At 71.7% G+C, this 20736-nt stretch carries 13 protein-coding genes and 1 pseudogene; 5 read left to right on the forward strand and 9 right to left on the reverse strand.

From position 1 onward, the window contains the following. Positions 1 to 14 precede the first annotated feature (14 nt). Positions 15 to 596 carry a TetR/AcrR family transcriptional regulator gene (locus M8C13_RS03285; protein WP_252478937.1) on the forward strand — a complete coding sequence of 194 codons (582 nt, stop codon included), beginning with the start codon at positions 15 to 17 and terminating at the stop codon, positions 594 to 596. Between the two features lie 4 nt (positions 597 to 600). Here the strand turns inward: M8C13_RS03285 and M8C13_RS03290 are convergent, their stop codons facing one another. Next, complete coding sequence (locus tag M8C13_RS03290) at positions 601 to 1137, reverse strand: hypothetical protein (protein ID WP_252478938.1); 537 nt, start codon at positions 1135 to 1137, stop codon at positions 601 to 603. Between the two features lie 178 nt (positions 1138 to 1315). On the opposite strand from M8C13_RS03290, the gene M8C13_RS03295 reads away from it, so the two are divergent. The 4 genes from M8C13_RS03295 to M8C13_RS03310 all read left to right on the forward strand — a co-directional run bounded on the left by M8C13_RS03295 (position 1316) and on the right by M8C13_RS03310 (position 7813). Next, the gene (locus M8C13_RS03295; protein ID WP_308202758.1) at positions 1316 to 3118 is read left to right on the forward strand and encodes a cellulase family glycosylhydrolase; all 1803 of its coding nucleotides are present in this window, start codon (positions 1316 to 1318) and stop codon (positions 3116 to 3118) included. 222 nt (positions 3119 to 3340) lie between these two features. Next, entirely contained in the window at positions 3341 to 6118 is a 2778-nt protein-coding gene (locus tag M8C13_RS03300) for a LuxR family transcriptional regulator (RefSeq protein WP_252478940.1), read from the forward strand. 145 nt (positions 6119 to 6263) lie between these two features. Next, positions 6264 to 6710, forward strand: coding sequence for an FdtA/QdtA family cupin domain-containing protein (locus M8C13_RS03305; protein ID WP_252478941.1), 447 nt, complete (start codon positions 6264 to 6266; stop codon positions 6708 to 6710). Next, positions 6710 to 7813, forward strand: a complete 1104-nt coding sequence (locus tag M8C13_RS03310) for a DegT/DnrJ/EryC1/StrS aminotransferase family protein (RefSeq protein WP_252478942.1) — start codon at positions 6710 to 6712, stop codon at positions 7811 to 7813. Before M8C13_RS03305 ends, M8C13_RS03310 begins: the two co-directional genes overlap by 1 nt. Before the next feature lie 96 nt (positions 7814 to 7909). Here the strand turns inward: M8C13_RS03310 and M8C13_RS03315 are convergent, their stop codons facing one another. The 8 genes and pseudogenes from M8C13_RS03315 to M8C13_RS03350 all read right to left on the reverse strand — a co-directional run. Next, positions 7910 to 9190: an RNA polymerase sigma factor gene (locus M8C13_RS03315; RefSeq protein WP_252478943.1), complete on the reverse strand. Its 1281-nt coding sequence runs from the start codon at positions 9188 to 9190 to the stop codon at positions 7910 to 7912. Between the two features lie 3 nt (positions 9191 to 9193). Then, positions 9194 to 9610 carry a YciI family protein gene (locus M8C13_RS03320; protein ID WP_252478944.1) on the reverse strand — a complete coding sequence of 139 codons (417 nt, stop codon included), beginning with the start codon at positions 9608 to 9610 and terminating at the stop codon, positions 9194 to 9196. Between the two features lie 534 nt (positions 9611 to 10144). Next, positions 10145 to 12580, reverse strand: coding sequence for a beta-glucosidase (locus tag M8C13_RS03325; protein WP_252478945.1), 2436 nt, complete (start codon positions 12578 to 12580; stop codon positions 10145 to 10147). Continuing rightward, positions 12577 to 13290: a class I SAM-dependent methyltransferase gene (locus M8C13_RS03330; protein ID WP_252478946.1), complete on the reverse strand. Its 714-nt coding sequence runs from the start codon at positions 13288 to 13290 to the stop codon at positions 12577 to 12579. Before M8C13_RS03330 ends, M8C13_RS03325 begins: the two co-directional genes overlap by 4 nt. Positions 13291 to 13298: 8 nt before the next feature. Next, positions 13299 to 14573 carry an activator-dependent family glycosyltransferase gene (locus M8C13_RS03335; protein WP_252478947.1) on the reverse strand — a complete coding sequence of 425 codons (1275 nt, stop codon included), beginning with the start codon at positions 14571 to 14573 and terminating at the stop codon, positions 13299 to 13301. A gap of 36 nt (positions 14574 to 14609) precedes the next feature. After that, positions 14610 to 15788, reverse strand: a complete 1179-nt coding sequence (locus M8C13_RS03340) for a P450-derived glycosyltransferase activator (RefSeq protein WP_252478948.1) — start codon at positions 15786 to 15788, stop codon at positions 14610 to 14612. Further along, a complete protein-coding gene (locus tag M8C13_RS03345) occupies positions 15788 to 16558 on the reverse strand; it encodes a thioesterase II family protein (protein ID WP_252478949.1) in 771 nt (256 codons plus the stop codon). The genes M8C13_RS03340 and M8C13_RS03345 overlap by 1 nt, the downstream gene beginning before the upstream one ends. Positions 16559 to 16572: 14 nt before the next feature. Beyond that, positions 16573 to 20718 (reverse strand): annotated as a pseudogene (locus M8C13_RS03350) (type I polyketide synthase); the annotation flags it as partial. Between the last annotated feature and the right edge of the window lie 18 nt (positions 20719 to 20736).

Here is a 20736-nt window from a genome sequence, read left to right on the forward strand (position 1 = left end):
AGTAAGATGAGGCGGTGACTGAGGCACTGGGCACCCGCGACCGGATCGTGCACACCACGTCGAAGCTGATGCAGCGACAGGGGTACGAGGGCACCGGCATCAAGCAGATCGCCAGGGAGGCCAGCGCCACCCTGGGCTCGGTGTACCACTTCTTCCCCGGTGGCAAGCAGGAGCTGGCGGTGGCCGCGGTCCGGCACGCGGACGAGGAGTTCGCCGAGATGTTGACCGAGATCCTGGCCGCGCACGAGGATCCGGCCGAGGCGGTGTACCAGGTGGCCGCGATGAACGGGGCCTACCTGCGGGACTCCGGCTGGGAGGAGGGCTGCCCGGTCACCGCGACCGCGCTGGAGACCGCGGGCCGGGTGCCGGAGATCCAGCGGGCCTGCGCGGAGACCTTCGCGAACTGGGAGCGACTGGTCTTCGAGAAGCTGAAGTCCAGCGGCTTCAACGAAAAGCTCGCGCGGGAACTGGCAGGCACGGTGATCAACGCGCTCAGCGGCGCGGAAGTCTCAGCCCAACTCACCCGCAGCGTCGAGCCCTTGGAGACCACCGGCCGCCACCTGAAGCGCCTGATCGAGTCCTACCGCCAGGCCTGACGGCTCAGGCGTCGGCGAAGTTGGCCAGGCTGTGCACGGCTTCCCACAGCCAGCGGGCGTGGTCGTAGCGCGGGCGCAGGTCGGCAGGCGGCTCGGGCAGCTCGTCGTGCAGCAGCACCTCGGGCACCCAGGTCACCGCGTAGGCCACCCGCAGGTTGAACAGCACCGCGTTCCAGTGCCGCAGCGTCTCCGGGTTGTCGTGCAACACGATCGGCGCGCCGTCGACGGGCAGCACGTTGATCGCGTGGTCCACGCCCTGGCGCAGCCAGCAGAGGAAGTCGGGCTCCCACAGCAGTCTGGCTTCCTCGGGCAGGTCCTCCTCCAGGTTCATCCGGAGCAGGAACTCCAGCGCGGGTTCGTTGCTGGGGCCGGTGGGCAGGGGCAGGCCGAGCTCGGCGCCGAGCGGGTAGTCGGTGGTGTACTGCGCGGTCCGCCAGTCGATCAGCGCGGCGAACTCGGTCAGCCGCTGACGTAGCCATTCGACCTGGTCAGCCCCGCAGTACCCGATTATCGTGCTGTCGACCCGGTCCCAGAAGATCACCACTTGTCCCTCGTTCGCGTGGGTCCCCACCCCATGTTCATTCATACACCTGGCCGCCGTTCGTCGGTTCCGCGGCCACTGTGTGCATCGCCACCATGACCGTATGAAGTGGCATCTGCCCAGCTCGGCCCTTGTGGTTGTGACAGTTCTGGCCTCCCTGCTGACAGTTCCGGTACCGGTGCAAGCGTTTACCGAGGACTGGCGGGGGCCGCTGAGCACCCGGGGCCGGTACGTGGTGGACGCGGACGGAAACCGGTTTCGACTGCGCGCCGGGAACTGGCACGGCGCCAGCGGCACCTACAACGGCAGCGGCGAGGTCACCGATCCGGCCAACCACCACGCCGGGGAGATGAGCTCCGGCATCCCGCTCGGCCTGGACCGGGCGCCGCTGGCCGAGCTGATCGGCAGCTTCCAGGCGTTGGGGCTCAACAGCATCCGGCTGCCGTTCTCGAACCAGATGATCCACGAGACCGCGCCGGTGCCCGATCGGGCAGTGGCGGCGAACCCGCAGCTGCGCGGAAAGACGCCCCTTGGTGTTTATGACGCGGTGGTGTCCGCGCTGACCGCGGCGAGGTTCGCGGTTTTCCTGAACAACCACACCACGACCAGCCGTTGGTGCTGCGGAGTGGACGGCAACGAGCGCTGGAACACCGCGCAGACGGCGGCGCGGTGGGAGCAGGACTGGCTGTTCATGGCCCGCCGCTACCGGGCCAACCCCCGGGTGGTCGGCGCGGACCTGTACAACGAGGTGCGGCGCAACGTGCTCGACGATCCCAACTGGGGCCTCGGCGATGCCAGGGACTGGCACGCGGCGGCGCAGCGGGCGGGCGACCGGATCCTCAGCGAGGCCAACCCGGACCTGCTGATCGTGATCGAGGGGATCAACTGGTTCGGCATCCCGGTCAACGGCCTGCCGCACGGGCGGCCGACGCTGGAGCCGGTGCGCACGCTGTCGAACACCTTGGCGCACTCGGGAAAGCTGGTTTACGCGGCGCACTTCTACGGCTACACCGGGCCGAACCACAGCGGGGCCACCGGGATCGGCGAGACCAGCGATCCGCGCTACCAGGACCTGAGCCGGGCCGAGCTGGCGGAGGTGTTGCGGCGGCAGGCTTTCTTCGTCACCGAACAGGGTCAGCACTTCACCGCGCCGGTGTGGGTCAGCGAGTTCGGCGTGGGCGGCCGGGAGGAGACCGGCGCGAAACCCAGGGCCTGGTTCGAGAACTTCGTGGACGAGCTGATCAAGGCGGACGCGGACTTCGCCTACTGGCCGCTGGTCGGCTGGCATGAGAACCGGCGCGGCAACGGCTGGGCGCTGGCGCACTGGGACGCGGCGGGCAAGCGGATGTTCCTCGAGGACGGCGACGACTGGCGCGCGCCGGCCTGGCGCAGGCTGATCGCCGCCTCCGGTAAGACCGGGCCGGTTCCCGTTGTGCCGCAATGGCGGCAGCTGGCCATCGACCACGGCGACCTGGTGCAGTCGGTGCGGATGCGCGGGCTGCCGGACTGGGACTCCGGCGCGCGCAAGGCGGTCTGCCCGGACGGTCAGCGGCTGATCGGGCTCAGCCACACCGGCAACCGCGGCCTGTGCACCGACGCCGGCGGCCCGCTGCCGGTGCCGACCAGCCACCAGGTGGTGACCGATGAGCGGTTCGTGACCGCGGACTGGGCGAGCGGCTACACCAAGTTCCAGTGCCCGGCCGGGCAGCAGGCCATCGGCTACAGCGTGCGTGGCGCGGCGGTCTCGGCGCTGCTGTGCGCCCCGGCCGGCCGGTCGATCGGCGGGCCGGACCGGACGGTGTGGTTCGACCGGGGCGACAACCGGGCGAGCACCCGGGGCGGGGAGTTCGCGCCCGGGCGGCACAAGGGTCAGTGCGCGGACGGCGAGGTGCTGGCCGGGGTGGCCTGGACCGGGCGGATCGGCTCGGCGCGCACCCCGGACGCGCTGCTCTGCCGGGGGTTCGCCGGGGCTGCGCGCTGACAACCGGCGAGAAACTTGACGTCGCTCTGACGTACCGAATATTTGATGCGCACGGGGCTGGGATTCACGTCACTTGTTTAGGCTCGAACTTGGCAGAAACTGCCTGTTATGGTGATTTTCGGTCGTGAGAGGGAGTGGCGCAGCTCTCATCCCTCGGCCGAATGAGTAGCCCGTCACCCTAACGGGCTATCCACTGGGGACTGGGGATGGGGTGAATCTCGCATGGCCTTGGCCGAGCGGGACGGACAGCTGGACTTCCTGCGACGATTACTCGCCGACACGGCGGAAGGCCGGGGCCGGGTCGCGATGGTGACCGGGCCGGTGGCCAGCGGCAAGACCGAGTTGTTGCACGTGTTCGGGGAGAACGCGCGCGCCGCCGGTGCCCTGCTGCTGACCGCGACCGGGACCCGCGCGGAGCGGAACATGCCGCTGGGCCTGCTGCGCCAGCTGCTGCGGGGCGCGGCACTGGCGCCGGAACCGCTGGCCAGGGTGCTGGCGCTGCTGGATGAGGGCCAGGCCACCGCCACCCGCACCGAACCGGACAACGAGGTGACCGAGCGGGTCCAGGCGCGGATCGCGCACGACCTGGCCGACACGCTGCTCGCGCTGTCCCAGGACTCGATGCTGGTGCTCAGCATCGACGACGTGGACCACGCGGACGTGGCCTCGGTCCGGGTGCTGGTGGACCTGACCCGCAGACAGCGCGCGCACCGGGTGCTGGTGCTGTTCACCGAGCTCACCGGCGCGGCGCCGGCGCATCCGGCCTTCCGCACGGAGTTGTTGCGGCAGCCGCACTTCCGGCGGATCCGGCTGACCCCGCTGTCGGTGCGCGGGGTGGCCGAGATGCTGGCCCAGGAGCTGCCCGGCGCGGTGCACCTTGCCGCCGACTGCCACGAGCTCACCGGCGGCAACCCGCTGCTGGTGCGCGCGCTGGCGGAGGACCAGCACTCCGCGCTGACCCCTGGCGGGCTCAGCGTCGGCGAGGCGTTCAGCCAGGCCGTGCTGGCCTGCCTGCACCGCAGCAACCCGTCGCTGCTGCGGGCGGCGCAGGGCATCGCGGTGCTGGGCGACACCGAGACCGAGCCGCTGGCCGGGCTGCTGGAGCTCCCGCCGCAGACGGTGGCGCAGGCGGTGGACACCCTGTTCGGGGCCGGACTGGCCCGGCGCGGCGGGTTCCGGCATCCGGCGGTGGGCGCCGCGGTGCTGGCCGACCTGTCCGCCTACGACCGCGCCGAGCTGCACCTGCGGGCCGCGCACCGGCTGCACCTGGCGGGCGAGCCGCCCGCGCCGATCGCCGAGCACCTGCTGGCCGCCGGACGGATCAGCGGGCAGTGGGCGGTGCAGGTGCTCTGGTCCGCCGGTGAGCACGCGCTGACCGAGGACCGGGTGGAGTACGCGGTGGAGTGCCTGGAGCTGGCGCACCGCAGCTGCACCGACGACCAGAACCGGTCGACCATCCGGATGATGCTGGTGGGCCTGGCCCGCAGGGCGAACCCGGCGGTGGTGGCCCGGCACCTGGCCGAGCTGACCGAGGCGCTGCGCAAGGGCACGCTGAACACCAGGGACGCGCTGACCTCGGTGCGCTGCCTGCTGCTGCACGGCCGCAACGACGAGGCCGCCGAGGCGCTGAACCAGCTGAGCGCGACGGTCGGGCAGACCGACCGGCAGACCGCGCTGGAGCTGGCGATCACCCGGGAGTGGATGTACAGCATGCACCCGCCGCTGCTGTCCAGGCTGCCCGAGGCCGAGCTGGCGCCCGAGGCGATCGCCCTGGGCGCGGCGCGGGACCCCCGCCTGCAGACCGGGCTGGCGCTGCGCCGGGTGATCGCGGACGGTCCCGAGGAGACCGCGATCATGGACGCCGAGCAGGTGCTGCAGGGCTCCCGGCTGTCCGAGAAGACCTTCGACGCGCTGGTCTCCGCGCTGATGGTGCTCTACTTCGCCGACCGGCTGGACAAGGCGCTGCCCTGGGCGGACGCCCTGCTGGCCGAGTCGGCCGAGCGCAACGCGCCGGGCTGGCACGCCATGTTCGCCTCGGCCAGGGCCGCGATGGCGCTGCGCCAGGGCGATCTGCCCGGCGCCGAGCTGCACGCCCGCGCCGCGCTGCGGCACACCACCCCGCACACCTGGGGGGTGGCGGTAGGGGGTCCCCTTGGCAGCCTGATCGTGGCGCTGACCGAGATGGGCAAGCTGGCCGAGGCCGAGGAGCTGCTCAACCTGCCGACCCCGGACGCGATGCTGGAGTCGACCTTCGGCTTGCAGTACCTCTCCGCGCGCGGCCGCTGCCACCTGGCCGCGGACCGGCTCTACGCGGCGCTGGGCGACTTCCGGCTGTGTGGGGAGCTGATGGCCGAGTGGGGCATGGACCGCCCCTCGTTCGTGCCGTGGCGCAGCGACGCCGCCGAGGTGCTGATCCGGCTGGGCAAACACCACGAGGCGCGGGCCCTGCTGGAGGAGCAGCTGGCCATGGACTGCGGTGGCCGGCCGCGGATCCGGGGGGTCGCGCTGCGGCTGCTGGCCTCGATCAGCGAACCGCACCGGCGCACCCAGCTGCTCACCGAGGCGGTCGAGCTCTCCCGTGCCGGTGGCGACCGGTTGCAGCTGGCCAGGGCACTCGGCGAGCTGAGCAGGGCGCAGCTGGACGCGGACTCCACCCAGGCGCGGATGACCTTGCGCCGGGCCTGGCACCTGGCGCGGGAGTGCCAGGCTTCGCCGCTGTGCGAGGAGCTGGTGCCCGGTCAGGCCGGCGTCGAGGCCGAGCCCCTGCCCGCCCCGGTGGAGGTGGACGCGGATCGGATGACCGCGCTTTCCGACGCCGAGCAGCGGGTGGCCGCGCTGGCCGCGCAGGGGCATACGAACCGGCAGATCGCCAGCAAGCTGTGCATCACGATCAGCACGGTCGAGCAGCACCTGACCCGGGTGTACAAGAAGCTGAACGTGACCAGACGGGCTGACCTACCGGCCGGGCTGCACAGTCCGGACGCGGCGGTAAGTGCATAAACCCTCAGGGGTGGGTGGACGGCGAATGGGTTCTTAGGGGCTCGTAGGGGTTAAAAGTAGGGGGGATCCCCGGCCTACGATTTTCCGGAATCAATTCGCCGTTCATTCGCCGTCGCATTGTGCGGCGAGACCCCTGGGGGTTGTCATGCCCGCCTACAAAAATGAAGAAGGAATTCTGGTCGGCAAGGTCGAACCCTGCCGGATGGTCGATCTGCCCGAGCACAACGACCCGCGCGGCAACCTGTGCGTGGTGGAGGCGGGCAAGGAGATCAAGTTCGACATCAAGCGCGTGTACTACCTGTACGACCTGCCCGCGACCACCATCCGCGGCGCGCACGGGCACCGCAACCTGGAACAGCTGATCGTCGCGGTGCACGGCAAGTTCGACATCACCGTCGACGACGGCGAGTACCGGGATCGTTTCCACCTGGACAATCCCAGCCGCGGTCTCTACGTCGGCCCGATGGTGTGGCGGAACCTGATTAACTTCTCCCCCGGCGCGGTCGGACTGGTACTCGCCTCCACGCACTACGACGAGGCCGACTACTACCGCGAGTACGCCGACTTCCAGCGCGACGCCAGGAAACTCTGATGACCGTTCCCTTTCTTGACCTGAAGGCGCCGCACGAGGAACTGCGCGCCGGTCTGGACGCCGCCTACCGCCGGGTGCTGGACTCCGGCTGGTTCCTGCTGGGCCCCGAGCTCGCCGCCTTCGAGGCCGAGTTCGCCGCCTACTGCGAGGCCGAGCACTGCGTGGCCGTGGGCAGTGGCTGCGACGCGCTGGAGCTGGTGCTGCGCGCCCTGGACATCGGTCCCGGCGACGAGGTGATCGTGCCCAGCGCGACCTTCATCGCCAGCTGGCTGGCCGTCTCCGCGGTCGGCGCCACGCCCGTTCCGGTGGAGCCGGACGAGGAAACCCAGCTGATCGACCCGAAGCAGGTCGAGGCGGCGATCACCGCGCGCACCAAGGCGATCATGCCGGTGCACCTGTACGGCCAGCCCGCGGACCTGGACGCGCTCGGCGAGATCGCCGCGGCGCACGGGCTGCACGTGGTGGAGGACGCCGCGCAGGCGCACGGCGCGCGGTACAAGGGCCGCCGGGTCGGCGCGGGCTCGCTGGCGGCGGGGTTCAGCTTCTACCCCGGCAAGAACCTCGGTGCGCTGGGCGACGGCGGCGCGGTGGTGACCTCCTCGGCCGAGCTGGCGGACAAGCTGCGGCTGCTGCGCAACTACGGGTCGCGGGTGAAGTACCAGCACGAGATCCAGGCGACCAACTCCCGGCTGGACGAGCTGCAGGCCGCGATGCTGCGGGTCAAGCTGCCGGTGCTGGATCGCTGGAACGCCCGGCGGCAGCAGATCGCCGAGCGGTACCTGCGCGAGCTGGCCGGTATCGAGGGCCTGGCGCTGCCGGTGGTGGCGGAGTGGGCGGAACCGGTGTGGCACCTGTTCGTGGTGCGCTGCCGGCACCGCGCGGCGGTGCAGGAGCGGCTGACCGCGGCCGGGATCGGCACGCTGATCCACTACCCGGTGCCGGTGCACCGGTCGCCGGCATACGCCTCGGGGGCCTGGGGCGAGCTGCCGGTGGCGGAACGACTGGCCGAGCAGGTGCTGAGCCTGCCGATCGGCCCGCACCTGCCGGATGAGCAGGTGGACGCGGTGATCACGGCGGTCCGGGCCGCCTGCGCCGCCGAGTAGGGGCCGCGGCCCGGATGTGTGCTGACACCCGGGCCGCACCCCAGCGCCGTTTTGCCGCGCCGGTCTCGGCCCAGCCCCAGCCGTCAGCTCCGGCTCTCAGCCCCGGCCGAGGTCGGCGATCTTGCGGGCCAGCAGGGCCCGTTCCTTCTCGTTGCCGCACAAGCCGATCGCCCGCGCCAGCTCCGCTCGCGCCTCCTCGGCGCGCCCCAGGCGGGTGAGCAGCTCCCCGCGCACGCTGGGCAGCAGGTGCGAGGTCGGCAGGGCCTTCGCGGCCACCAGTTCGTCCACGATCGGCAGCGCCGCGGCCGGGCCCTGCGCCATGGAGACCGCGACCGCCCGGTTGAGCTCGACCACCGGCGACGGCGCGACCCGGGCGAGCGCTTCGTAGAGCAGCACGATCCGCGCCCAGTTCGTCGCCGCCACCGACTCCGCCACGGCATGGCATTCCGCGATCGCGGCCTGCACGCCATAGGCGCCGAGCCCGCGGCCGACTCGCTGGGCGCGGGTCAGCGCGGCCCGGCCCCGGCGGATCGCGGCCTGGTCCCAGCGGCCGCGGTTCTGGTGCTCCAGCAACACCGGTTCGCCGTCCGGGCCGACGCGGGCGGGGAAGCGCGCGGCGGTCAGTTCCAGCAGCGCGAGCAGTCCGAGCACCTCGGGCTCAGCGGGCATCAGCCGCGCGAGCACCCGCGCCAGGCGCTGGGCCTCGCCTGCCAGGTCGACCCGGATCAGGTCGCTGCCGGAGCTGGCCGAAGACCCCTCGGTGAAGATCAGGTAGACCACGCTGAGCACCGACCCCAGCCGCTCCGCCCGCTCCCGCCCCGACGGCACCTCGAACGGCACCCGCGCCGCGGCCAGGGTCTTCTTCGCCCTGGTGATCCGGGCCTGCACGGTCGCGGTCGGCACCAGGAACGCCCTGGCGATCTCGTCGCTGGTCAGGCCACCGACCACGCGCAGGGTCAGGCTCACCCTGGCCTCCCTGGACAGCACCGGGTGGCAGGAGATGAACATCAGCGCCAGCACGTCGTCGTCGAGCTGGTCCGGATCCCACAGCAGGTCGGTGCTGTCGGCGGGCTCGCTGCCGGCGTACGCCCCGCCGTCGTCCAGGTCGCGGGCGAAGGCAGCGTACCGGTGGTCGAGCGCGGCGCGCCTGCGGAAGGCGTCGATGGCCCGGCGCCTGCCCACGGTGAGCAGCCACCCCGCCGGATTGCGCGGCACCCCCTCCCGCGGCCAGCTCACCAACGCCTCGGCCAGCGCCTCCTGGGCGAGGTCCTCGGCCAGCGCGAAGTCGCCGGTGCCGCGGGCGAGCGCGCCGACGATCCGCGCCGACTCGATCCGCCACACCGCGGCCACCGCCGCCCGCCCGGTCGGTTCAGCCATCGCTCAGAGCTGCCCGGTCGCCTCTCGCCACGCCCGCTCCTTCTGGATCCACACGTTGTCCTGCGGGAACTCCTCGATCGAGGTGATCCGCCGGATCTCGCACTTGGCCCCCGGCCCGGTCATCGGCGCCCGCCGAGCCCACTCCACGGCTTCCTCCCTGGACGCCACGTTCAAGATCCAGAAACCACCGAACAGCTCCTTGGTCTCCCCGTAGGGCCCATCGGTGACCACCGGCGGCTCGGTCGAGTAGTCGACGACCACCCCGTCGGCGGTGTCCAGCCCCTCGGTCGCGACCAGGACGCCGGCGCGGATCATCTCGTCGGCGAACTTCCCCATCGACTCCATGATCTCGCCGAAGTCGACGTCCTGGTACGCCTGGATGGTCTCGTCGGTGGCGCGCATGATCAGCATGAACTTCATGGTGGAACTCCCTGGGTCGGTCGGGGTCCGGTGGGCCCGTTCACTGCTAGGTCGAACGGGGTGGGCGGGGGATCGACAGGGGGTGGGGATTTTTTGGGGTGGTTTGGAGCGTAGGGCGGGAGTGGTGGATCTGCCGGTGGTCCCTCCCCTCCCGCCCCTTCTCTCCCCTCCCTTTAAGACGACCGGTCATATTCAGACGACCGGTCATATTCGAGAGCGGCCGCCGTCGACCTGAATATGACCGGTCATCTCAATGTGACCGGTCGTCTCAACATGACCGGTCGTCTTAAAGGGGGGGCGAGCTGGTGAAGGGGGTGGACGAGAGGGGCGGGCGAGGGGCGGGAGAGGGGTGGGAGAGGGGTGGATGAGCGGGTTGGGAGAAGAGGGGCGGGACGAGAGGCAGGGCGAGGAAGTGGCAGTGAGCGAGCCGGGAGTGAGCGGGAGCCTGCGCTGGAGACGGAGTCCTTCCCACCCAAGCCAAGGGGCCCGGACGCATCCCCGCGTCCGGGCCCCCGACCAATCCAGCCGATCCGGCTACGGAGCCACCACAACCGACCCCTTCAACGGCAGCTGCGCCGACGATCCGCCAACCTGCACCGTCCGCACCCCCGCCCCCGTCATCCACCGGTCAGCAGCCGAGTTCCAGTACTTCAACCGCTGCGCGTCCACCTTCACCGTGACCCGCTTGGTCTCCCCCGGCAGCAGCTCCACCTTCGCGTACCCCGCCAGCGCCTTCTCCGCCTGCGGCGCGCTCACCAGCGGGCTCGCGCCCAGGTACACCTGCGGCACCTCCTTGCCCTTCCGGATTCCGGTGTTGCGCAAGGAGAAGCTCACCTCCAGACCGTCCGCGACGACCTTGGTCGCCAGGTCCGTGTAGGTGAACGAGGTGTAGGACAGGCCGTGGCCGAACGGGAACAGGGGCTTGACCTTCTGCTTGTCGTACCAGCGGTAGCCGACCTGGATGCCCTCGGTGTACTTCTGCTCGTTGCCGATACCGGGGTAGCGCTCCGGGTTGCCGGCCACCGGGTGGCTGTTCTCGTCCAGCGGGAAGGTCTGGGTGAGCTTGCCGCTGGGGTTGGTGTCGCCGAACAGCAGTGCCGTGGTGGCCTCGGCGCCGGTCTGGCCGGGGTACCACATGTCCAGCACCGCGGCGGTCTTGTCCAGCCAGGGCATGGTGATCGACGAACCCGTGTTGAGCACGACCACCGTGTTGGAGTTCGCCTTGGCCACCTCGGTGATCAGCTTGTTCTGGCGGCCGGGCAGGGACAGGTTGGCCCGGTCGTAGCCCTCCATGCCGTCGTCGTAGGCGAAGACCACCGCGGTGCGGGCGGTCTTGGCGGCCTGCACCGCGGCCACGATCGCGGCCTCGGCGGCCTCCGGGGTGACCCAGGAGAGCTTGACCGACAGCGAGGACGCCACCGGGGCCGAGCCGGACATGGTGATCTTGTGGGTGCCCGCGGTCAGGTGGACCACCGCGCTGGTGATCTTGCCGTAGACCTCGCCGGCCTCGATCGGGGTCTGGTTGCCGATCTGCACCGTGGCGAAACCGCCGGTGGCCTCGATGGCGATCCGGTAGTCGCCGGTGACCGGCGCGGTCAGGGTGCCCTCGTAGAACTGGCCCGCGGTGCCCGGCTGGAGCACGGTGCCGGTCGGGAACGCCGGGGTCAGCGTGCCTGCCGGGATCGGCGAGCCGACGAGCTCCTCACCGGCGGAGTAGGTCACCGTGGCGCCCGCTCCGGCGCGGGCGCGGATGGTGTCGATCGGGGCCTTGGCGCTGTCCGGCACCACGTGCGCGCTGCCCAGGCCGGTGACCTTGGGGTCCTTGGCGCGCGGGCCGATCACCGCGATGCTGGCGCCGTCACCGGCGAGCAGCGGCAGGGCCTGGTTCTGGTTGCGCAGCAGCACACCACCGGCCTCGGCGACCTGCTGGGTGACCGCGTTGGCGGTGGCCAGGTCGCGGGTCGGCCGGGGGCGCGGGTTGGCGCCGATGAGGCCGTGCCGGTCCAGCTGGCCGACAATCCTGCTCACCGCTCTGTCCAATGTGGACATCGGGATCTGGCCGTTCTGCACGGCCTCCTTCAGCTTCTTGCCGAAGTGCAGGCCACCGGGGATGCCGTGTTCGACGCCCTGGCTCCAGTCGATGCCCAGTTCCTGGTCCAGGCCCTTGCTGATCGAGTCGGTGCTGTGCGTGGCCAGCCAGTCCGACATCACCCAGCCCTGGAAACCCCACTGCTCGCGCAGGATCGAGGTGAGCAGCTCCTGGTGCCCGCAGGACGGGGTGCCGTTGACCTTGTTGTAGGCGCACATCACCGAGCTGACGCCTGCCTTGACCGAGGCCTCGAACGCGGGCAGCTCGATCTCGCGCAGGGTCTGCTCATCGACGGTGACGTTGATGTTCTGCCGGTTGTGCTCCTGGTTGTTCGCCGCGTAGTGCTTGGCGGTGGCGATCAGGCCCTGGCTCTGGATGCCCCTGATCTGCGCGGCCGCGGTGCGCGCGGAGACCAGCGGGTCCTCGCTGAAGGTCTCGAAGTTCCGGCCGGCCTGCGGCACCCTGATGATGTTCATCATCGGGCCGAAGACCACATCCTGTTGCAGCGCACGGCCATCGCGGCCCATGACCTCGCCGTACTTGCGGGCCAGCTCGTCGTCGAAGGTGGCGGCGAGCGCGACCGGCGCCGGCATCGCGGTGGCCGGCTGGTTGTTCAGCCGGATACCCGCGGGGCCGTCGGCGGAGCGGATCTCCGGGATGTTCAGCCGCGGCACGCCGGGCAGCGAGCCGACGCTGAACGGGCCGGTGAAGGCGACCGTCCAGTGCACGAACGAGAGCTTCTCGTCCAGGGTCATCTGGGCGACCAGCGGGTGCGTCCCGGTGCGCCCACTGACCGTTGCCGCGGTGGCCCCGGTGCTCGCCACCAGGGTGGTGGCGGCGGTCAAAGCCAGTGCGGCCAACAGCTTCTTGCTGCGTCTCACTTCACGACTCCCACGAACAGACCGCGGCCGGACGGGCCGCCTTCGACGAACTCCACGACGCAGCCGGCCCGCTCGAAGGCGGTCTCGTACTGCTCGCGGGTGAACAGGGTGATGACGTGCGTGTCGGTGAAGTGCTCGATGCCCTTGTCCGGCTCGGCGACCGTGTAGTGCACGTCCATGTGGGTGTAGTCGCCCTCGCGGCGGGAGTGCGAGACCCTGGCGATGGTGCGGCCGTCCACCCGGACCACGTCGCCGCCGACGTAGCCGTCCAGGAACTTCTCCGGCGTCCACCAGGGTTCGATCACGATCACGCCGCCGGGCTCGGTGTGCCGGGCGAAGGCGGCCAGCGCGCGGTCCAGCTCGTCCTGGTCGGCCATGTAGCCGATGGAGCTGAACATGCAGGTGACCGCGTGGAAGGTGCGGCCGAGGTCGAACTCGCGCATGTCGCCCTGGTGCACGGTGACCTCGGGGAAGCGGTCACTGGAGATGCGCACCATGGCCTCGGAGAGCTCAAGTCCCTCCACGTGGCCGAAGAGCTCGGTGAACGGGCCGAGGTGCGCGCCGGTGCCGGAGGCCACGTCGAGCAGGTCGGTCGCGTCCGCCTTGCGCGCGGTGATCAGCCCGTGCACCTGGGCGGCCTCGGCCGGGTAGTCCTTGCCCCGGCCTCGGTAGATGGCGTCGTAGACGTCCGCCAACTCGGTGTCGTACATGGGTTTCCTTACGCTGAGGGGACCGGGGCACGGTGCTGGGCGACCAGGCGCTCCAGCTCCGGGACGATCTCGTTGGGCTTGGGGTCGGCGAGCACCTCGCCGCGCAGCCTGGCCGCGCCCTCGCTGAAGGCGGGGTCGGTGAGCAGGCGGATGAGCTTGTCCCGCAGGGCTTGCGCGGTCAGCTCGGCCGGGCGCACGTACAGGCCGGCGTTGATGCCCTCCAGCTGCTGGGCCTTGAGCACCGCGTCGAACATCTCCGGCAGCAGCAGCTGCGGCACGCCGTAGAGCATCGCGGTGGCCGCGGTGCCCGCGCCGCCGTGGTGGATGATCGCCGAGCAGGTGGGCATGAGCGCGTGCAGCGGCACGAACTCCACCAGCTTCAGGTTCTCCGGCACCTCGGTGAGCTCGGCCTGCTGGGCCGCGCTCATGGTGGCGATGATCTCGATGTCCAGGTCGGCCATGGCCGTGACCAGGTCGGTGAAGGAGACCGAGTCACCGCCCAGGCTCTCCCGCGCGGACACGCCGAGGGTGATGCACACCCTGGGCCGGGAAGGCTTGACCCGCAACCACTCCGGCACCACCGCGGGCCCGTTGTAGGGCACGTAGCCCATGGGCACGATGGGCTGGCCGACCGGCAGCCGGGTGCTGGCCGGGGTCTGGTCGATCGTCCACTGGCCGCTGACCAGCTCCTCGTCGAAGGTGATGCCGAGGCGTTCGCAGGTCCAGCCCAGCCATTCGCCCAGCGGGTCGTCCTGGTGCGGCTCTGGCTGCTGCTCGTGCAGCTCCAGGAAGCGGTTCCTGGTGCGGGTCAGCACATCCGGACCCCAGAGCAGCCGGGCGTGCGCGGCCCCGCTGGCCCGCGCGGCCAGCGAGCCGGCCCAGGTGAACGGTTCCCAGATGACCAGGTCCGGCTGCCAGGAACGGGCGAAGGCGACCAGCTTGTCGACCATGGAGTCGTTGTTGGCCAACGAGTAGAACATCGGCGTCATCATGGTGTACATGCCGAGCATGTAGTCCCAGGTGAGCACCTCCGGCCTGGTCTCGGAGAAGTTGATCTCCGGGTGGTCGGCCTGCTTCTCGCTGGTGGCCTGCTCGCGGGTCTGGTGGATGACGTGGTCCTCGCCGACCGGGACCGCGGTGAGCCCGGCGTGCGTGATCGCGTCGGTGAGCGCGGGCTGGCTGGCGATGCGGACCTCGTGGCCCGCGGTGCGCAGCGCCCAGGCCAGCGGCACCATGCTGAAGAAGTGGGTGTTGTGCGCGAAGGAGGTCATGAGCACACGCATCGGCGGCTCCTTCCGGAAGCGGTGGCGGCTAGGACGCTAGGCCGTGACGGGCAGGCTGAGTGGGCCGCGCAGGACCGGGGAGCGCCTGCGGCGCAACAGCTTGCCGGTCTGGCGCAGCTTGGGGGCGTGTTCGGCGAGCACCCGCAGCGCGGTCTCGGCCTGCACCCGCAGCAGCGGGGCCAGCAGTCCACAGTGGAATCCACCGGTGAAGGCCAGCGGCGCGGGGCCGGGCACCCGGGTCAGCTCGAACTCCTCGGCGTCGGCGTAGAGCCCCGGATCACGGCCTGCGGCCCCGGCGAGCACCACCAGCTGGCTGTCCTTGGGGATCTCGACGCCGGCGAACTCGGTGTCGGCCAGGGCGACCCTGGTGTGCAGCTGGACCGGGGCGTCGAAGCGCAGGGTCTCGGTGACCGCGTCGGCGGCCAGGCCGGGGTCGCCGACCAGCTTGGACCACTGCTCGGGGCGGGCCAGCAGCGCGTGCACCGTGTTCACCAGCAGCGTGGTGCCGATCTCCACCCCGGCGGTGGCGGTGATCACCGCGGCGTGCCGGGCCTCGGGCACCGTGCAGCCCATGTCGGACAACAGCTTCGTCACGTTGGCCAGTGCGGCCAGCAGGGCCCTGGTCGGGCCGAGCGGCTGCGGGCACACCAGGGAGTCCAGGGTGGGCCGCAGGTCGGCGCACAGGCTGGTGAAGTGCGCGCGGTCGGCGTCGGGGATGCCGAGCAGGTCGGCGGTGAGGTCCACCGCCAGCGGCGCGGCGAAGTCGGTCACCAGGTCGAACCGGCTGTCCCGCTCGCTGACCCGGGCCTCGGCCAGGCGGCGGACGTGCGGTTCGTGGATGTGCACGGCCTGTTCGCTGAGCAGGTTCGCCGCGCGCTCGGTGATCCGGGCGTGCTCGGCCGCGCCAAGACCGAGGAAGGTCTCATCCAGCGGGAGCACCTGCGGCACCGGCGGTTCGCCGTCGGCCTTGCGCAGGCCCAGCCTCGGGTCGGTGAGGATGGTGCGGCCCAGGTCGGGGTCGGCGGTGACGAACGCGCCGAGCAGGCTCTGGTGCAGCACACCGCGTTCGCGGACCATGGCGTGGAACGGGGTGGGGTCGTCGGCCTGGGCGCGCAGGATGAGCGCGTACGGGTCGCCGGTGGTGCCGAAGTGCCACTGGAGCCCACGGGTCATCTGCAGGTGCAGGCCCAGCTGGCTCGGCGTGCGGTCGGACATCACGCCTCCTTGGCGCAGAAGGAGATGAGCTGGTCGGAGATCTCGTTGACGACGTCCGACTGGTGGTGGTTGAGGTAGAAGTGGCCACCGGGCATGGTGCGCAGCGCGAACTCGCCGCGGGTGTGCTCACCCCAGGTGGTGGCCTCGTCGAGGTTGACCCTGGGGTCCGCCTCGCCGACGATCGCGGTGATCGGGCAGGACAGCGGCACCCCGCCTTGCCAGCGGTAGGTCTCGGCGGCCTTGTAGTCGCTGCGGATCGCGGGCAGCACCATGCGCAGCAGTTCCTCATCGCCCAGCAGCGCGGAGTCGGTGCCGGAGAGGCGTTGCAGCTCAGCCACGATGCCGTCGTCGCTCTGCTGGTGCACGCGTTCGTCCCGGTGCCGGGACGGGGCGCGGCGGCCGGAGGCGAACAGCGCGGCCGGGACCACGTCGAACTCCTGCTCCAGCAGGGTGGCGACCTCGAAGGCGATGCTCGCGCCCATGCTGTGCCCGAACAGCGCCAGCGGCTGGTCGGTCCAGGCGAGCAGGGGTTTGACGATCTCCCTGGCGAACTCCTGCACGTTCTCGATCCGCGGGTCCAGCCGCCGGTCCTGCCGTCCCGGGTACTGCACGGCCAGCACCTCGATGGAGGGGGTGAGCGCGGCCGAGAACGGGTAGTAGTAGCTGGCCGCGCCACCGGCGTGCGGGAAGCAGGCCAGCCGGACCTTGCTGTCCTCGGTGGGGTGGAATCGGCGCAGCCAGAGGCCGTTGTCGCCGGTGTCTGCTGTCATCGTGGTTCCTGTTCTTACTTCGCGTTTCCGGCGACGGTGACGGACGAGGCGAGCCAGTCCACAATGGACTGCGCGGTGGCCCCGGCGTGCTGCTGGGTCATGGTGAAGTGGTTGCCCGGCACATCGGCCACGGCGTGCGGGAAGGGCCAGTGCGAGCGCCAGTCGGCCTCGCCGGTCCACTCCCCCATCGGCTCACTGGCCCGCACCAGCAGGGTGGGCACGGGCAGTGCGCTGGGCTGCCACCCGGCGAGCTGCCGGTAGTAGGCGCCCATGGCGGTGAGCCGGGTGTCGTCAGCGGGCACGTAGTCGCCCTGGTTGCCGAGCATCCACTCGGTCATCTCCCGCTGCCACACGCCGATCGGGCCGCTGTGGTCGGGTTCGTAGACGTCCAGCAGCACCAGTCCGGCGGGCGGGGTGCCGCCCTCGGTCAGGTGTGCGGCGAGCTGGTGCGCCAGGATCGCGCCCGCGGAGTGTCCGATGAGGACGAACGGGCGGCCGTCGGCGTGGGCCAGCACGGCTTCGGCCTGGAGGCGCAGGGCGGCGGTCAGGGTGGCGGGCAGGGGTTCGCCGTCGAGGTAGCCGGGCAGGGGCAGCGCGGCCATCGGGCACTGGCCGCGCAGGGCGGTGGCCAGCCGGGCGAACTCGTGCGGGCCGGAGATGGCCGCGGTGCCGCTGCACCCGATGAGCACCGGTCCGTCGCCGTCGACGGCCAGCCGGACCGGGCGGACCAGGTCGGCGCGGTCGCTGGTCTCGTCGAAGCTGGGCCGGAACGCGGCGGTGTCGGCGAGCAGGTCCATGAACTGCGCGATCCGTCCACTTCGGACGGACTCCTGGTAGAGCTTGGCCAGGGTGCTGGGCTGCTGGACCGGGGTCTCGGCGACGCCGATGCGCTCGCGCAGGTGGGCGGCGAGCTCGGCCGGGGTGGGGTGCTGGAGCAGCAGGCCGGGCGCGAGCTGCACGCCGGTGGCCGCGGTCAGCCGGTTGCGCAGCTCGACCGCGGTGAGCGAGTCGAAGCCGGACTCCAGGAAGGCGCGGTCGGTGACCACGTCCTCGGCGGCGGCGTGGCCAAGCACGGCGGCGGCGTGCCCGCGCACCAGGTCCAGCAGGCGGCGCTGGGCCTCGGCCGGTTCGAGTGCGGCCAGCCGCTCGGCGAACCCGGGTTCGGGCGCGGGCTGGGCGGCCGGCTCCGGCTTGGCGCGGCGCTGCGCGGCCAGTCCGGGCAGCAGCTCGGCGAGGGCGGTGAGGTCCTGGTTCTCCACCGCGGTCCAGAACTGCTCGTCCGCGGTGATGCCGGCGGCGGGTTCGAGCCAGTACCGCTGGTGCTGGAAGGCGTAGGTGGGCAGGTCGACCCGGTTGCCGCCGCGGACCGCGGGCGCGAAGTCCACCGGCACACCGCGGGTCCAGGCCTCGGCGAGGGAGGTGTGCAGCCGCAGCAGCCCACCCTCCTCGCGGCGCAGCGAACCGACGGTGACCGCGGGGGTCTCGGCCCGGTCGGCGGTCTCCTGGATGCCGACCGCGAGCACCGGGTGCGGGCTGGTCTCGATGAAGGTGCGGTGCCCGGTGGCGAGCAGCCCGCGCACGGTCTCCTCGAAGCGCACGGTCTGGCGCAGGTTGGTGTACCAGTACTCGGCGTCCAGCGCGGCGGTGTCGATCGGGCCGGCGGTGACGGTGGAGTGGAACGGGATGTCCGAGGTGCGCGGCGACAGTCCACTGAGGACGGTCAGCAGCTCCTCGCGGATCTGTTCGACGTGCGCGGAGTGCGAGGCGTAGTCCACCGGGATCCGCCGGGCCTTGACGTCGGTGTCCGCGCAGTCGGCGAACAGCTCCTCCAGCGCGTCCGGATCCCCGGCCACCACCACGGAGGCGCTGCCGTTGACCGCGGCCACCGAGATCCGCCCGCCCCAGCGAGCCAGCCGGGCCTCAACCTCGGCGACCGGCAGCGGCACCGACATCATGCCGCCCTTGCCGGCCAGCGCCCGGATCGCCTTGCTGCGCAGGGCAACCACCTTGGCCGCGTCACGCAGGGACAGCGCGCCGGACACCGCGGCCGCGGCGATCTCGCCCTGTGAGTGGCCGACCACTCCTGCGGGCTCGACGCCGTGCGCACGCCAGACCGCGGCGAGGGAGACCATGACCGCCCAGAGTGCGGGCTGGACGATGTCGACCTGGTCGTAGTCGTTGTCGCGCAGGACGTCCAGGAGGTTCCAGTCGACGAACTCCTGGAGCGCGACGGCGCACTCGGCGATGCGGGCGGCGAAGACCGGGGAGGAGTCGAGCAGCTCGACGGCCATGCCGCGCCACTGGGAGCCCTGGCCGGGGAAGACGAAGACGACCTTGCCCGGACGGGCGGCGGTGCCGCGGACCAGGGCGGGGGTGATCTCGTCGGTGGCGAGGGCGTCCAGGGCGGTGAGGTCGCCGAGCAGGACGGCGCGGTGCTCGAAGGCGCTGCGGGTGGTGAGGGTGTGCGCGAGGTCGAGCGGGGCGGGGGTGTGCTTGGCGAGGTGGTCGCGGAGGCGGATGGCCTGGGCGCGGAGGGCGGCGGCGGTCTTGCCGGAGAGCAGGAAGGGCAGCGCGGCAGCGGCAGCAACCGGCGCGGTGCCCGCGGCGGCAGCGGCGGGCGTGGCAGCGGCAGCGTTGGCGGGCACGGTGCGCGCGGCATCCGCGGCGGGCGTGGCGGCAGCGGGCAGGGAGCGCACGGCATCCGCGGCAGGCGCGGCGTCATCGGTCGGCGCGGCGGCCACGGCGGGCGCAGTGCGCGCGGCGGCAGCGGTTGGCGTGGTGGCCACGGCGGCGTCGGGCTGGGTGGCGGCGCTGGTCTCGCCTTCCGCGGGCGCGGGGGCCTGTTCCAGGATCACGTGCGCGTTCGTCCCGCTCACCCCGAAGCTGGACACCCCGGCCCGCCGCACCTCCCCCGTCCACGGCTGCGGCTCGGTCAGCAGCGACACCGCGCCGACCGACCAGTCCACCTGCCGCGAGGGCTCGTCCACGTGCAAGGTCTTGGGCAGCACCCCGTGCCGCATCGCCATGACCATCTTGATCACGCCCGCGACCCCGGCCGCGGCCTGGGTGTGCCCGATGTTCGACTTCACCGAACCCAGCCACAGCGGCCGGTCCCGCTCCTGCCCGTACGCGGCGAGCACCGCCTGCGCCTCGATCGGGTCGCCGAGGCGGGTGCCGGTGCCGTGCGCCTCCACCACGTCCACCTGGGCGGGGGTGAGCTGCGCGTCGGCGAGGGCGGCGCGGATGACGCGTTGCTGGGACGGGCCATTGGGGGCGGTGAGGCCGCTGGAGGCGCCGTCCTGGTTGACCGCGCTGCCCTTGAGCACCGCGAGGATCGGGTGGCCGTTGCGCTGGGCGTCGGAGAGGCGTTCGACCAGGAGCAGGCCGACGCCCTCGCCCCAGCCGGTGCCGTCGGCGGCGTCGGCGAAGGCCTTGCAGCGGCCGTCGGTGGCCAGGCCGCGCTGGCGGGAGAACTCGACGAAGATCTGCGGGGTGGCCATGGTGGTCACGCCACCGGCCAGGGCCAGCGTGCACTCGCCCTTGCGCAGGGCTTGCGCGGCCAGGTGCAGCGCCACCAGCGAGGACGAGCACGCCGTGTCGATGGTGAGCGCGGGGCCCTCCAGTCCGAGGGTGTAGGCGATGCGGCCGGAGGCGACACTGCCGGAGTTGCCGGTGCCGAGGTAGCCCTCGACGCCCTCGGGAACCTCGTGCAGGCGGGCGGCGTAGTCGTTGTAGATCACCCCGGCGAACACGCCGGTCTTGCTGCCGCGCAAGGTGGCCGGGTCGATGCCGGCGCGCTCGAAGGCCTCCCAGGAGGTCTCCAGCAGCAGGCGCTGCTGGGGGTCCATGGCCAGGGCCTCGCGCGGGGAGATGCCGAAGAAGGCGGGGTCGAAGTCGGCGACGCCGTCCAGGAACGCGCCGTGGCCGGTGTAGGTGCGGCCGGTGGCGGACGGGTCGTCGTCGAGCAGGTCGGGCCAGCCGCGGTCGGCCGGGAACCCGGTGACCGCGTCCCCGCCCTCGGCCAGCAGGTCCCACAGCTGTTCCGGTGAGCCGATGCCGCCGGGGTACCGGCAGGCCATGCCGATGATGGCGATCGGCTCGTGCTCGGCCGCGCGGACCTCGGTCAGCTCCTGGCGGGTCTGCCGGAGGTCCGCGGTGACCTGCTTGAGGAAGTGCCT

The sequence above is a fragment of the Crossiella sp. SN42 genome, from assembly GCF_023897065.1.
Classification (GTDB): Bacteria; Actinomycetota; Actinomycetes; order Mycobacteriales; family Pseudonocardiaceae; genus Crossiella.

Excerpts from the sequence above, each read along its gene's own strand:
- M8C13_RS03300 (WP_252478940.1), top strand. The coding sequence starts at position 3,341 with ATGGCCTTGGCCGAGCGGGACGGACAGCTGGACTTCCTGCGACGATTA.
- M8C13_RS03305 (WP_252478941.1), top strand. The coding sequence starts at position 6,264 with ATGCCCGCCTACAAAAATGAAGAAGGAATTCTGGTCGGCAAGGTCGAA.
- M8C13_RS03310 (WP_252478942.1), top strand. The coding sequence starts at position 6,710 with ATGACCGTTCCCTTTCTTGACCTGAAGGCGCCGCACGAGGAACTGCGC.
- M8C13_RS03315 (WP_252478943.1), bottom strand. The coding sequence starts at position 9,190 with ATGGCTGAACCGACCGGGCGGGCGGCGGTGGCCGCGGTGTGGCGGATC.
- M8C13_RS03320 (WP_252478944.1), bottom strand. The coding sequence starts at position 9,610 with ATGAAGTTCATGCTGATCATGCGCGCCACCGACGAGACCATCCAGGCG.
- M8C13_RS03330 (WP_252478946.1), bottom strand. The coding sequence starts at position 13,290 with ATGTACGACACCGAGTTGGCGGACGTCTACGACGCCATCTACCGAGGC.
- M8C13_RS03335 (WP_252478947.1), bottom strand. The coding sequence starts at position 14,573 with ATGCGTGTGCTCATGACCTCCTTCGCGCACAACACCCACTTCTTCAGC.
- M8C13_RS03340 (WP_252478948.1), bottom strand. The coding sequence starts at position 15,788 with ATGTCCGACCGCACGCCGAGCCAGCTGGGCCTGCACCTGCAGATGACC.
- M8C13_RS03345 (WP_252478949.1), bottom strand. The coding sequence starts at position 16,558 with ATGACAGCAGACACCGGCGACAACGGCCTCTGGCTGCGCCGATTCCAC.